Source organism: Candidatus Marivariicella sp. (genome assembly GCF_983056325.1).
Genome location: NZ_CEZOWA010000026.1, coordinates 1 through 12,676, shown reverse-complemented (window position 1 = coordinate 12,676; position 12,676 = coordinate 1). Strand labels below are relative to the sequence as shown.

The window sequence follows — 12,676 nt, the reverse complement described above, 5'->3', positions numbered from 1 at the left end:
GAATTTTGTGGATTAAAATTATCATTAATTCCAGTGAAAATGGTTTGGTTAGATATCTCAACACCTAATCCTTTTGATGCTTCACTTCCATTTTTAGTAGTAACTAAAATTACCCCATTTGAAGCTCTTGATCCGTAAAGAGCAGCAGCTGCACCTCCTTTTAATACACTAATTGACTTTATATCATCCGGGTTGATTGCAGATAAACCATCTCCAGCATCAACTCCACCCCATTCACCTGCAGTTCCTAGCTGTTCGTTTTGAATAGAGATACCATCGATTATATAGAGAGGTTGATTAGAACCATTGAAAGAACTACTCCCTCGAATTACAACTCTTGTAGAGCCTTTTATTCCAGAAGCATTGTTACTGATGTTTACACCTGCAACTTTTCCCCTTAGAGCTTGTAAAGGATTTGTAGATTTCACTCTACTCAACTCATCTCCTTCCACTTGGGTAACTGAGTAACCTAGTGACTTTGTTTTTTTCTCAAATCCGAAAGAAGAAACAACAACTTCTTCTAATTCGTTTCCCTGTACTAACCTTATGTTAATATCATCATTACTTTGGGAAACAGTTACCTCAGCAGGCTTATAACCTACATAAGTAAACTGTAATACATCATCTACTGAAGTTTCAATTGTAAATTTACCATCGAAGTCGGATGTAACTCCATTCGAAGTATTCAAGTTAACGACGGTAGCACCTGGTAAGGGCAATCCGTCCATATCAGAAATTGTTCCACTAGTTGACTGAGCGAAAGTTGTGCTCGCAAAAAGAATAGTCAACAAAGTAAAACAAACTGATTTCTTTAAATTATTCATATGATTGATTTGTTTTGATTTATTTTATAGACTAAACTTAATTCTAAAATTTAGTGTAAATGAATAAAATATACGAATACTGTAATTTTGTCTACTAAATTTATTCTGATTAAAATTTAAAAATGTAATTTTTATTCAATTAATATCTAGATGCTTCTTAATTTCTCCCATGTATTTTCCACCAATTTTGTAATATTTCTTTTCTAGATAAACAATATCTCCCTCTACAGAAGAAATTTTATTAAGATTAATTATAAATGATCGGTGAACTCTAATGAATATTGATTTTGGGAGACTATTACTAAACTTCGAAATATTATTATGAACAACATATGTCTTATCGCTACATATAATTTTTATATAATCCTTGAGAGCTTCTACGGCCCATATATCACGGTAAAAAAGCTTGACATTTTGACGATTTGAACGAACAAAAATAAATTCATTTTTATTAGTGGATTCTTTTTTTAAATTTAGAAAAAACTGTCTAATAATAAAAAACACAACAATTAATAATATAAATATTCCAAGATACAGCCCCCTAAATTTAATAAAAGGATATGCACCTTTATTTAGATCAGAAAAAAGTATTGGTTCATTTTCAATACTATAAAAAGTAATTATATTTTTTTTAAATCTATTATCTTGGAACTCTTTGGTGTATAAAAGAATTTTACCGTTAATTTTACTCTTAAAAATATCTACTTTATTGGCAACTTTATTTGTCGCCATCAATATACTATCCCCAACAAAAATTTCAGTTCCATTTTCAATATTTAATTTTTTTAGCTTTAAATAATCCTTGTCAAAATTTTCTGAGTAAGAAACGGTGAAAAAACTTTTTCTATCATCAGAAAGAATCATATTTTCTGAAGAGGCAGAGCTAAATATATTTGATTTATTAGACCACTTTTTAGAAATCTTAAGACTTTCCAGGTTTAATTGATATAAATCTGAAAAATACTTTCTACCAATATGCTCCTCTCCTTTTAGATTGCCAACTCCTCCATAAATTAATAGTGTATTAGAATCTAAAGACAACATTCCTGAAAGGAATCTAGGAGGAATAAAATCTCCAGAAAAATCAAGGGTATTAAAACTCTTTTTTTCAATATCATATTGTGATATATCATTGAAGTAACTAAAATTACCGTAACCACCAAAAAAAGTAAATCTTTTATAATTAGGCTGAAAAAAAGTATTATGATGAAACCTCTGGAAGGAAAATAAACTACTTGATTCTATACCTGACCACATAAAGGTATCTAAATCTAAAACTCCTAATGAATAAAGCTGTTTTGATTTTATATTTTTGGATTTTTCATCAATAATCGGGTCGTCTTTAATACCCAATTTCATTTTTAATAGATTATTACTTACAATATCATTCCTTTGAATTTGATAGTTATACAACTTATTGTTTTCTAAATCCAGGAAAGCTTTTCCGGTGCTCGATTGGGAAAGGTTGTACGTGTTTTTATACGGTTTGGAATTAGTAGTCATATCAAAAACATCATATTCTATCAACTCTTTCGATCCTAACAACAGAAAACTAGAACTACTTGAATTAAAAACAACATTATAATTCTCCTCTAATTCAATTTGATTAATTTTTTTCCAATGGTAAAAATCATTTATAAGCCAATCTGGATTTGTAACGATTCCTTTTTCAACAAAGTTGGCGTCATAAACATCTGTTCCATCTTGTTGGTTTAAGGGGAAAATATATTCATCTTGAGTATCGCTAATTTGAAGATTTCTTATTTTAAACGCAGGGACATCAAAATAATTTTCTTGTCTTCCAAAAGTTATTCCTAAAGAATTTGAGTCTTTAGCAAACTGCTCTGATAGACTGTTTTTTTTTCCGTTAAAAAGTAGTTGGAGTGAATCAGTTTTAAAATTAAAAGAAAGTTCAATGGTCACCCATTTTTCTCTTGAAATTAGATCATCTGATAATAAAAACTCATATAATTTTTCTTCTCCTATTCTGTTAATTTGAATATAAGAAAGGTTGTCATCGTCGTAAGTATATTTATAATACAAAGAATAGGAAGAACCATCTGCAAAACCATTGATAGTAAAAATATTTCCTATATACAATTTACTATGAAATGAAAGATCAAACTTTATTGATAATTTATCTTTAAAATTCTTAGGTTTTTCAAATACTTTGTAGCTTGTTCTTTCAATTTTATCCTTATTATTAGAAACAAACTTTAACCCCTCCTGAGCATAAGTTTTAAAAATAAAAAAAATAAAAAAAATGGATATAAAGGATCTATTGATAAAAAAATACAGTTTAAACTTCTTAATTATTGTGATCATTTTTTTAAAGTACAAATTTTTAGTAAATGAATGAATCGTAAATGATTTTTTTAAAATCATTTCGAAAACTATTAAAATCATTATTTAAAAGTTGCTCTAAAATTATAACAATTAAATCATTTGATGGATCAGCCCAAAATAAAGTAGAAAAATGTCCCTCCCAATGAATTGTCCCAGGTACTCCAAATTCTCCTCTATCAATTAAATCTTCAGTAATTAATCCTGTTGCAAGTCCGTGGGCTAATGGTTTTTGATATACCATAGTGTTTTTAGGAAGTTGATCAATTTTTATATCATCTATAATTTTAGGGCTAAGTACTGATATTCCATTATAGGTACCGTTATTTAGTATCATTTGTAAAAAAATAGAATAGTCCAAAGCTGTACTGGACAAACCTGCCCCGGCCGAGAAATAACGTTTTGCACCCTTTATGGGATAATCAACATCATAGTCATCTGTTTCGTAAAAACTCCATATCTTATTGTCATTGGTTTGAACAGGTACTAGACGATCAGCTTTGGAATCAGGTAAATAAAAGTATGTATCCTTCATTCCTAATGGAGTAAAAAATCGATTTGATAAATATATATCCAGAGTTTGACCTGAAATGATTTCAATTAAATGACCCAAAACATCAGTAGACATTCCATAACTATATTTTGTTCCCGACTCATGACTTAAAGGTAAAATTGCTAGTTTGTCAATGTTTTCTTCCATTTTAATATCCTTTGAAGAATACAACTCCACAATTCCTGCTTTGGTGTATATAGCTGCAAGGTCACTACTATTATCATTATAACTCACACTTGAAGTTCCATATGTCAAACCAGAAGTATGTGTAAGAAGATGTTTTATTGTGATTTTATTTAATGCTTTTTTTGATGTGTAACTTGAGTCTAATGGATTGAATGTTTCTAAAATAGTTGGATTTTTAAACTTCGGAATATACTTTTCAATAGGATCATCCAATGAGATTAATCCCTTTTCAATTAAATCAAGGACAGCTAGATTAGAAATTAATTTTGTCATGGATGCAATTCTGAAAATATCATCCTTTTTAAATTTTATTTTTTTGTGATAGTTACTGTACCCGAATTCTTTTTGAAAAATAATATTATTATTTTTTCGAATTAAAACTACAGCGCCTGGTATTTTATTTTCTTTTATTTTATTTTCAAAGTATACTCCTAATTTTGAAATTCTCTCTGAGGATATACCGTGATTTTCAGGAAGATCATATTTTGTTGAAATATCGTTGCATGAAAGAAGTAGAAATAATAAAACAGAAACTTTGATTACAAAAAAAGACAATAGACTACTTTTCATTTTAAGGTATTGATTGTAAAATTTAAGAAAAAATATGCTTTAAATGATTACAAAAAAAATAAAATAATTAATACTTAAATAACCTATTGGAGTTTCATTAGTGTTTCATTTATTGTTTTTTTTGCAAGTTTAGACATTAAATCATAACCTTCTTTAGTCACGTGAACACCATCAGTTGTTAATTCATCTTTCATACCTCCGTTTTCGTTTTTCATAAACGAAAAATAATCTAAAAAAGTAATATTCTCCTTTTCAGCATAATCGTAAAACAAAGCATTAAGTTTTTTTACGGATTCTAAGGGAAGTATTTCAGGTCTCCATTCAAACCTGTCAGCAGGTAAGGTGGAACAAATTATAGGGATGATACTATTTGCGATAGCTAGTTCTACCATCGAGAAAGTGTTTTCTGCAATAGTGTTTATGTCATAATACTTTGTGTTTTCAGCAATATCATTTATTCCAGCTAAAATAATTACAACTTTAGGCTTTAATTTGATAACATCTCTTCGGAATCGAAGTAACATTTGACTAGTTGTTTGACCACCAATACCTCGATTAAGATAATTATTATTTGAAAAAAAAAGAGGTGAGTTATCTGACCAACCTTGGGTTATAGAATCTCCCATGAAAATTACATCTGGAGAAATTGAATCTTTAAGACTTAGTTTTTGGTTTGCTTCATGATATGTATTTAACCCTGCCCAATCCAGATTTCTTATAGCTAAATCAATTTGTGTTTTCATTTCTTTATCAAAATTTTGCGCATTTACAACATTTGAACAATTGATAAAAAATATTACAGATATAATTAATTTTATTTTTGTCATAATTAAACTTACAAATCTAATAACTTTAATAAATCGTATTTATACCAATATCATTAATTAGTCTACAAAAATAATATTTTGAAAGACATATGGTTAAAACCTCGACTTAAGATTACGAAAAAATATCATTCATGTTTTGAAAAAACTCTTTTAAAATTATAATCTAATTTATAAAATACTTTTATCTATGAGTCCAAATCCAACAAACTTGTCTATTAAAAAATTTGCATATCTTAAATATCCTAAATCTGTAAAATGTACACCATCTACCGTTCCTTCGTTATCATTTCCTAGTGCATCTAAAGTTTCTAAATAAAAAACATGTTTATAACCATCTGAAATCATTTTTTCATATTCAGTTTTTAAAGCTAAATTCATTTCTTTTATTTCGTTATCTTCTTTTTTATTCAAAATTGATGAAGTGGGGATGAAGTTTTCAACTAAAATAATTGGAGTATCAGGATTATTTTGTCTTATGGTGTTTACTAAAGGTATCGTTTTATTGGTTACGTTTTCCTTATTAATCATATTTGCCATACATTCTATAACATAGAATAGAGGTTTTGATTCTGATATTAATTTTGCTATTGGCTGTTCCATTCTTCCATTTCCACTAAATCCAAAATTTATACAATCAAGATCTAATTTTCTAGATATAATATTGGTGTGGGCCATTCCAGGACGAGATGCACAACCTCCTTGAGTTATACTGGTACCATAAAAAATTATTGATTTTTGATTATTTTTTAATGGTTTTTTTATTACACTACTCGAATCAATACCAACTTCAATATTTACAACGCCATCATAAAGAGGTAAAAACATTTTAAACTCACGCATTTCTTCAGTCATATTTTCTATCAAGGTGGACTCGTTTTCGATTCCATTTGGGCGACCGGTGTTAATATATCGCCAATTGCCTTTGTTCTTGAAATATAAATCAACGCCTTTTATACCTGTTTCAGGCATATGATTCATCTTAAAATCATTTAAAATTTTCCATTTAACACTGATACTCTTTGAGTTAGAAAGAAAACGAATAGACATTCCTGCTGATGATTTTGACAAGTCCCAAACGGGTTTTCTCACAATATCTTTATACGAAAAGGGTAATCTGTCGTATCGATTCTCCTTGAGAGAGTCTGAGATTAGTGTACCTTCAAGAGTGAAAAAATCCTTTCCAAAGTAATTAATGTCTTTTGACACTTGAAAATCATTTTGTCCAAAAGAGATTAATGGAACGGTTAATAATAACAAAAATAACTTTCTCATAGATTTAATTAAATATATTTCAATGTGGTCCGTAATCTAAAAGGTGCGATAATTTTCTTTTAGAAATATATTAGCTTCTTCTTCTATAAATGCGGATGTTTTTTTATTATAATTGAGTGTCTTGTTTGGAAAACGCCCTGCAATAACTCCTAAAAGGATGGTTTCAGTTAATCTAGAAGCATATTCAAATGGCGCTGAACAAATAGATTTACCTAGGCATGAATCAACAAATTCATGGTAATGCTTAGGTGATTCGCTACTATAATCACGAATCGGCTCTCCCAGAGTGTTTTCTTTATCATAAGCTGCGATATCATATGTTTTATATGTTTCCTTTTCTATAAGTCTTGGAAGTTCCATAAAGTGGGGTAAAAGTAAACGTTTACCATTTTCACCAATAAACATTGCACCTTGATCAGGAAGCATTTCTCCGTTAGGAAGAACTAATTCAGGAGTAATATTGGGTCCGTCAATACCATCATACCACAACCATTCAAAACTATCCGTTGTATGTGCAGTTCCATCAAAGGTGTAACGAACAATATTACGTTCAGGATACCCAAAACCAGTAAAGGGTCGGCACTCATTTGTAATTGTATTTGGAACATCGAGTTCAAGAGCATTATAAGGAGTGTCAAAAATATGGACTCCCATATCACCGAGAGTGGCGCAACCATAATCCATTAATTTTCTCCAATTACTAGGATGATAGTATTTGTCTTTATAGGACCTTTTTTTGGATGTCCCCAGCCAAAGATTCCAATCAAGATTTTCAGGAACAGGATCAGAATCCTCCGGTATTGGACCATCGTATCCCCAATTCTTATTTGACCAAGCAATTACTTTACTGACCTTTCCAATTATACCTCCTTGAATTAAATAAGTAGCTAATTTATAATCGTAAAAAGAATGAACTTGAATTCCCATCTGGGTTACAAGATTTTTATCACTGGCAACTTTACGCATTTCTCTGGACTCAGAAACAAAATGACTTAACGGTTTCTGACAATAAACAGATTTGTTTTTCTCCATAGCAAGTAAGGAAGCTGGGGCATGTGTGTGATCGGGAGTGGATACAATCACAGCGTCAATTTGATCTGAAATTTTATCGAACATTTTGCGATAATCTTTAAAAATTTGTGCTTTTGGAAACATTTCATTGGCTGCCTTTAGCGCGTTACTATCAACATCACAAAGTGCTGTTACAATAACATTTGTGTGAGATGCAATCGCTTTTAAATCTTCAAGCCCCATATTGGCAACGCCAATGTGTGCAGTTCGTAACATAGATTTTGGATTTTCACATGACCAGGAAGATAGAGGGAGTACAGTAGCTCCAAGTGCAAGTGATGCTGTTTTAATAAAATCTCTTTTCTTCATTTTATAGCTGTTTTATTTTGATGTTTTTAAACCATAAGGAACCAGAATGATCTTGAAACCCTATGAATCCTTTTTTGTGAATACCATAGTCAGAAGCAATTTTCCATTTACCGTTATTCTTTTTCGAATTCCAATCTTCAGACCAAGGGATAAAACTTAATAGCAATTGACCATTAAGCCAGTGTTCAACTCGATTAGGAGTAAAAATAATTCTACTACTATTCCATTCTCCAGCAGGATTCAGATTTTTTTTTGAAGCATCGGCCACATACATTGCATAATCCGCTCCTGTAGCTTGTAAAGGGTGTATGTCTTGAGGGTTTTCGTTTATGCCTATACTTTTATTGTATTCTGTTATATCATGAAAGTCAGTATAATGATCATCATCAATCAATTGATACTCTGGAGCTACTTCTGGAATTCCATCGTAGCCTTCGACGATATGATAAAAAATTCCACTATTACCACCGGGAGGAATTTTCCATTCTACATACAATTCAAAATTTTCAAACTCTTGAGCTCCATAAATAATATCCTTACTTTTTTTATAATCATATTCTTCTTCAGAAACCATTTCACTATTAAAAGTCATCACACTATCGACAATAGACCAACTTTGAGGTAGATTTTCTCCGTTATAAGCTCTCCACCCATCAAGAGAACTTCCGTCAAAAAGTGATATCCATTCTGAGGAAGTATTCTGCTTTTTGGTTTTGTTTTCTTTACACCCCGATATCATGAAAAAAACTGTGCATAAAAATAAAAACTGCTTCATTCTATAATTCTTTTAATTTTAAATTTCTCCATTTAACTTTTATACCACCACCAGAGTGAATTTGAAGAGCTATACCCCCTTTTCCTTTTCCAATTTTCTCATCCATGATCTCCACCATTTCATGACCGTTTAAGTAGGAAGTCACCTTGTTGCCAAAGGCAATTATTTTCATTGTATTCCATGAGCCCATTTTCAAATACTGATCTTTAGCAGGATCTGGTTTAATTAACCATCCCCTTCCATAAGATTCATAAATTCCTCCCGTGTGAAGATCTGGAGGAGCAACTTCTACTTGCCATCCATTGACTATAGTTCCTTCTACAGTCGACCGAAAAAATACACCACTATTACCGTCTGCTTCTTGTTTGAATTCGAGTTCTAATTCAAAATTATTGTAATGCTCTATGGTTGAGAGATAACCGTATTCTTCATCTGGACCACTTTCACAAATTAACTCACTGTTTTCAACATACCATTTTTCAGTACCGTTGATTTTCCAACCATCAAGGTTTTGACCATTAAATAAATCAATTTGTGCCTGAGCTTGTATTGATAAATTCAGAATTATAATGAATGCGTAAAAAGATTTCTTTGACATTTTTTAGAATATATATTATTTTTTTACACCTATTAATTGATTTACAAAGTTCCTTAAACAATATTACTAAACATAAATAATAAATTACAAATTATAAATCATTAATCTTAATTTAAGGGGTACAATTTGTAAAATATGGTTTAGGAAGAGTCCAGGCAGTGGTGTTAAGAAAAATAGACTGACAATCGTTTACTTTTAGAACATCCCATGAACTTAAATCTTGATTAAAAGAAACTGCTCCATTGAACATGTATCTCATTATTGAAACATTTGATGTGTCCCAAAATCTGATATTTTGATCGAATGATGTAGCATATCTAAACATATAATTCATGTCTTGAACATTAGAAGTATTCCAAAAGCCAATATTTTGATTAAAAGCTTCTGCACTTTCAAACATAAAATTCATACCATTAACATTAGAAGTGTCCCAAGAACTAATGTCTTGATTGAATGTTTTTTTTCCTACAAAAAATTGAGTCATTATGGTTATTTTACTTGTACAAACCTTGGTAATATCTTCCTCGTTTGAGATCATATTTAATAAAGTTTGTTCATCAACAATTGTGAATATTATATCATCAAAAATTCCTTCGTCTCCAATTGCTGACCATTCAAATGCTTTGATAGTAACCCCATTTTCATCTAAATAGATTGGATTTTGCATGACACCATTCTCGTCAACAGGGACTCCTTGGCGTGTATTATTATCTTTATCTATGTCGTTGGTTATTCCGTCTCCATCAATGTCATTTAGCAAAACTGAAGTGTTATTATTATTATTATTTTCAATAATTTCATCCTTTTCTGATTGGCAAGAAAGAGAAATTAAACATATTAAAACAAAAAGATTTTTTTTCATAACATTATATCATTGAATTTATATGACCAATTAATAATTGGAGTTTATTTCTTCAAAAAATTTATTGAAAAATAAGATTTGATATCCCAAAGAATTTTTCCAATAATCCCAATCGTGACTTCCAGATCGCTCAATGTAATCATGAGGTATTTTTTTTTCTTTTAAGCTATTATGAAGCCTAAGGTTGGCGTCATAAAAGAAATCATCAACCCCACAATCTAATATTAGTTTTAGATTACCTGTTTTTAATAGGTTAACCATATTTATTACTGAATTATTATTCCAGTTCTCTGGATAGTCTGAATATATTCCTAGTCGTTTTGAAATATCCCAACTTGATGGAAATGGAACTAAATCTACACCACCAGACATACTTCCAGCTGCTCCCCAAATATCTTGATGTTTAAATGATAAATATAATGCACCGTGACCACCCATGCTGTGACCTGTTATTGCTCTTGCATTTCTGTTTTTGATCGTATTGTAGTTTTTATCAACTGAATCTACTAACTCACTTGAAATATAGGTTTCATATTTAAAATTCTCATCTATTGGACTGTCAAAGTACCAACTTGAGAATTCACCGTCTGGACATACTATAATTACATTATAATTATCTGCATATTCTTTTAATTTTGGAAATTTATTTAACCATGTATTTTGATCGTTATCATAACCGTGAAGCAAATAAATGACTGGCAACGAATTTGTATTCAAAGAATAATCTTCGGGCACTATTACTAAATTGGAAATTGATTTATTCATTGATTCACTTTGAACAATTAGCGTGTCTACCTCTGAAGAATAAAGAGATAAATAGTTTAGAAATAGGAGAAAAAAAAGTATTTTTTTAATCAATGAAATTAATTTTAAATCTAATTGAATCTACAATTATCTTATTACAATTACACATATATTTATACTAAGGTATGTAATTCGTATACAAAATATATATATCTGCTTTTAAGAAATAGTTGGATGAGTTCGAAAGTAAATTTTAACAAAAAGTAGATTTTAAAAACCAGTCCCATATGGGACCGAAAATAATACGATATAAATATATACACTAATTTGTGTCTAAGTGAGGATTAAATTTGTTAGAAAAATTGGATTTATGGGGATAAAACAATCACCAAAACATACACTAAAAACAAATAAACTACTAAGTTTAGTCCTCAATTTAATCCTCACCCCTAATTGTGGAGGTCTCAAATGTGATTAATTACAATGTAAAGTATTGCAGGGGTTAATAAACAAAAAATCCCCCAAATTGGAGGATGATTTTGCGGTCTGGACGGGACTCGAACCAATCCTTTAACTACTTGTAGACCAGTTTTTTAACCTCCTGCCTTATAACACGGTGTGTTATAATAGTGTTGGTTTTTATGTTACTCTGTGTTATACGATTTTACTTGTGTTATAATTTTGTAAATTACTGTTTTAAATATTGAATTATGGACAAACCAGTAAAGGTGTTAAAGTCTAAAAGTGAAATAAGAAGATTCTTTACTAATAAAATAGTAAATAGTGAAAAGGTTTTAATTGATGGTAAGAAAATGTATATGACTGTCAATAAAATTGACGATTCAGGTAAGGAAGTCAAACATAAAAAAAATACAAAATCCAAAATAAGAGAAAGAAGAACGGGAATGAATCAAACTTTAAATTTTCCAAATGATATAAATTATCAACAAACTGTATATCCTCCTTTAGTTATCGATAAAATAGAGGATTCTGTGTCCGTAAAATTTATGATAAATCTTTTGACTAAATATGGTTTGAAAGATCCAGTTGAAAAATTTACCACACTCGATGAAGTAGAGAAATATTTATTCAATAAAATAAGTTCTTTCTCTAAAATTGAAGATATATCAGATGAAGAACTAATTAATATTTTTCATACAATACAAGTTTGGGGAGGAAAGGGTGGTAGACTTATTTACAATAAACCAAAATTGGAACAACCGTCTACAGGTGGAAGATTTCATGAAAACTTTGATATTGAAACCTATAGGAAATTAGTTCAAAGATGTCTTAGTTTTGAAAAAGATGGTGATTGGGTACAAACATTTTCAAAATGGACATTTGAATCTCATAAATCTTATTGTAAAAAAGAGGGTATAAAAGGTGGTATTAATAATTTTAATATTTCTTTTTCTACTAAACATGTAAGATATTGGTTATATAATAAATTAGAAGATCAAAGTTTACCAATTTTTGATGATAGAATAAGAAAAAAATTTAATGAAAATGAAGGAAACAATTTAAAAAATAACCTTCCCAAACATCTCGAGTTTTATTGGAAACAGATGATTGAGAAATCTAAAAAAGAAGATATAACTCTTAAACAACTTGAAAGACTTTTATTCAACTATTGGAGTTAGTTTTTGAACACTCTGTGTTCAAATGTTATATGATTTTATGTGTTATAATTTTGTAAATTACTGTTTTAAATATTGAATTATGGAAATAACAGAATTGGTATC

At 29.8% G+C, this 12,676-nt stretch carries 11 protein-coding genes; 1 reads left to right on the top strand and 10 read right to left on the bottom strand.

From position 1 onward, the window contains the following. From AC3ATN_RS07960 to AC3ATN_RS07915, 10 genes are all read right to left on the bottom strand, one after another. Positions 1-824, bottom strand: an 824-nt coding sequence (locus AC3ATN_RS07960) for a TonB-dependent receptor plug domain-containing protein (RefSeq protein ID WP_487532744.1), incomplete at its 3' end; no start/stop codon positions are given. Positions 825-959: 135 nt separating this feature from the next. Further along, positions 960-3,149, bottom strand: a complete 2,190-nt coding sequence (locus AC3ATN_RS07955; RefSeq protein ID WP_487532743.1) for a LytR/AlgR family response regulator transcription factor — start codon at positions 3,147-3,149, stop codon at positions 960-962. Between the two features lie 19 nt (positions 3,150-3,168). Then, positions 3,169-4,476 (bottom strand): serine hydrolase domain-containing protein, encoded by a 1,308-nt coding sequence (locus AC3ATN_RS07950; RefSeq protein ID WP_487532742.1) that lies wholly within the window; start codon positions 4,474-4,476, stop codon positions 3,169-3,171. Positions 4,477-4,559: 83 nt separating this feature from the next. Then, positions 4,560-5,303: an SGNH/GDSL hydrolase family protein gene (locus AC3ATN_RS07945; RefSeq protein ID WP_487532741.1), complete on the bottom strand. Its 744-nt coding sequence runs from the start codon at positions 5,301-5,303 to the stop codon at positions 4,560-4,562. A 168-nt stretch (positions 5,304-5,471) separates the two neighbouring features. Further along, positions 5,472-6,575 carry an SGNH/GDSL hydrolase family protein gene (locus AC3ATN_RS07940; protein ID WP_487532740.1) on the bottom strand — a complete coding sequence of 368 codons (1,104 nt, stop codon included), beginning with the start codon at positions 6,573-6,575 and terminating at the stop codon, positions 5,472-5,474. A gap of 36 nt (positions 6,576-6,611) precedes the next feature. Then, complete coding sequence (locus AC3ATN_RS07935; RefSeq protein WP_487532739.1) at positions 6,612-7,955, bottom strand: Gfo/Idh/MocA family protein; 1,344 nt, start codon at positions 7,953-7,955, stop codon at positions 6,612-6,614. 1 nt (position 7,956) lies between these two features. Continuing rightward, positions 7,957-8,730 (bottom strand): 3-keto-disaccharide hydrolase, encoded by a 774-nt coding sequence (locus tag AC3ATN_RS07930; RefSeq protein WP_487532738.1) that lies wholly within the window; start codon positions 8,728-8,730, stop codon positions 7,957-7,959. A gap of 1 nt (position 8,731) precedes the next feature. Continuing rightward, positions 8,732-9,328 carry a 3-keto-disaccharide hydrolase gene (locus AC3ATN_RS07925; protein ID WP_487532737.1) on the bottom strand — a complete coding sequence of 199 codons (597 nt, stop codon included), beginning with the start codon at positions 9,326-9,328 and terminating at the stop codon, positions 8,732-8,734. 112 nt (positions 9,329-9,440) lie between these two features. Then, the gene (locus AC3ATN_RS07920) at positions 9,441-10,190 is read right to left on the bottom strand and encodes a BspA family leucine-rich repeat surface protein (protein ID WP_487532736.1); all 750 of its coding nucleotides are present in this window, start codon (positions 10,188-10,190) and stop codon (positions 9,441-9,443) included. 30 nt (positions 10,191-10,220) lie between these two features. Beyond that, a complete protein-coding gene (locus tag AC3ATN_RS07915) occupies positions 10,221-11,048 on the bottom strand; it encodes an alpha/beta hydrolase (RefSeq protein ID WP_487532735.1) in 828 nt (275 codons plus the stop codon). A 596-nt stretch (positions 11,049-11,644) separates the two neighbouring features. Here AC3ATN_RS07915 and AC3ATN_RS07910 point away from each other — a divergent pair. Next, a complete protein-coding gene (locus tag AC3ATN_RS07910; RefSeq protein ID WP_252158977.1) occupies positions 11,645-12,574 on the top strand; it encodes a hypothetical protein in 930 nt (309 codons plus the stop codon). Positions 12,575-12,676: the final 102 nt, after the last annotated feature.

Coding starts and splice junctions, on each gene's coding strand:
- AC3ATN_RS07920 (WP_487532736.1), bottom strand. CDS start 10,190: ATGAAAAAAAATCTTTTTGTTTTAATATGTTTAATTTCTCTTTCTTGC.
- AC3ATN_RS07935 (WP_487532739.1), bottom strand. CDS start 7,955: ATGAAGAAAAGAGATTTTATTAAAACAGCATCACTTGCACTTGGAGCT.
- AC3ATN_RS07925 (WP_487532737.1), bottom strand. CDS start 9,328: ATGTCAAAGAAATCTTTTTACGCATTCATTATAATTCTGAATTTATCA.
- AC3ATN_RS07950 (WP_487532742.1), bottom strand. CDS start 4,476: ATGAAAAGTAGTCTATTGTCTTTTTTTGTAATCAAAGTTTCTGTTTTA.
- AC3ATN_RS07930 (WP_487532738.1), bottom strand. CDS start 8,730: ATGAAGCAGTTTTTATTTTTATGCACAGTTTTTTTCATGATATCGGGG.
- AC3ATN_RS07945 (WP_487532741.1), bottom strand. CDS start 5,303: ATGACAAAAATAAAATTAATTATATCTGTAATATTTTTTATCAATTGT.
- AC3ATN_RS07940 (WP_487532740.1), bottom strand. CDS start 6,575: ATGAGAAAGTTATTTTTGTTATTATTAACCGTTCCATTAATCTCTTTT.
- AC3ATN_RS07910 (WP_252158977.1), top strand. CDS start 11,645: ATGGACAAACCAGTAAAGGTGTTAAAGTCTAAAAGTGAAATAAGAAGA.
- AC3ATN_RS07955 (WP_487532743.1), bottom strand. CDS start 3,149: ATGATCACAATAATTAAGAAGTTTAAACTGTATTTTTTTATCAATAGA.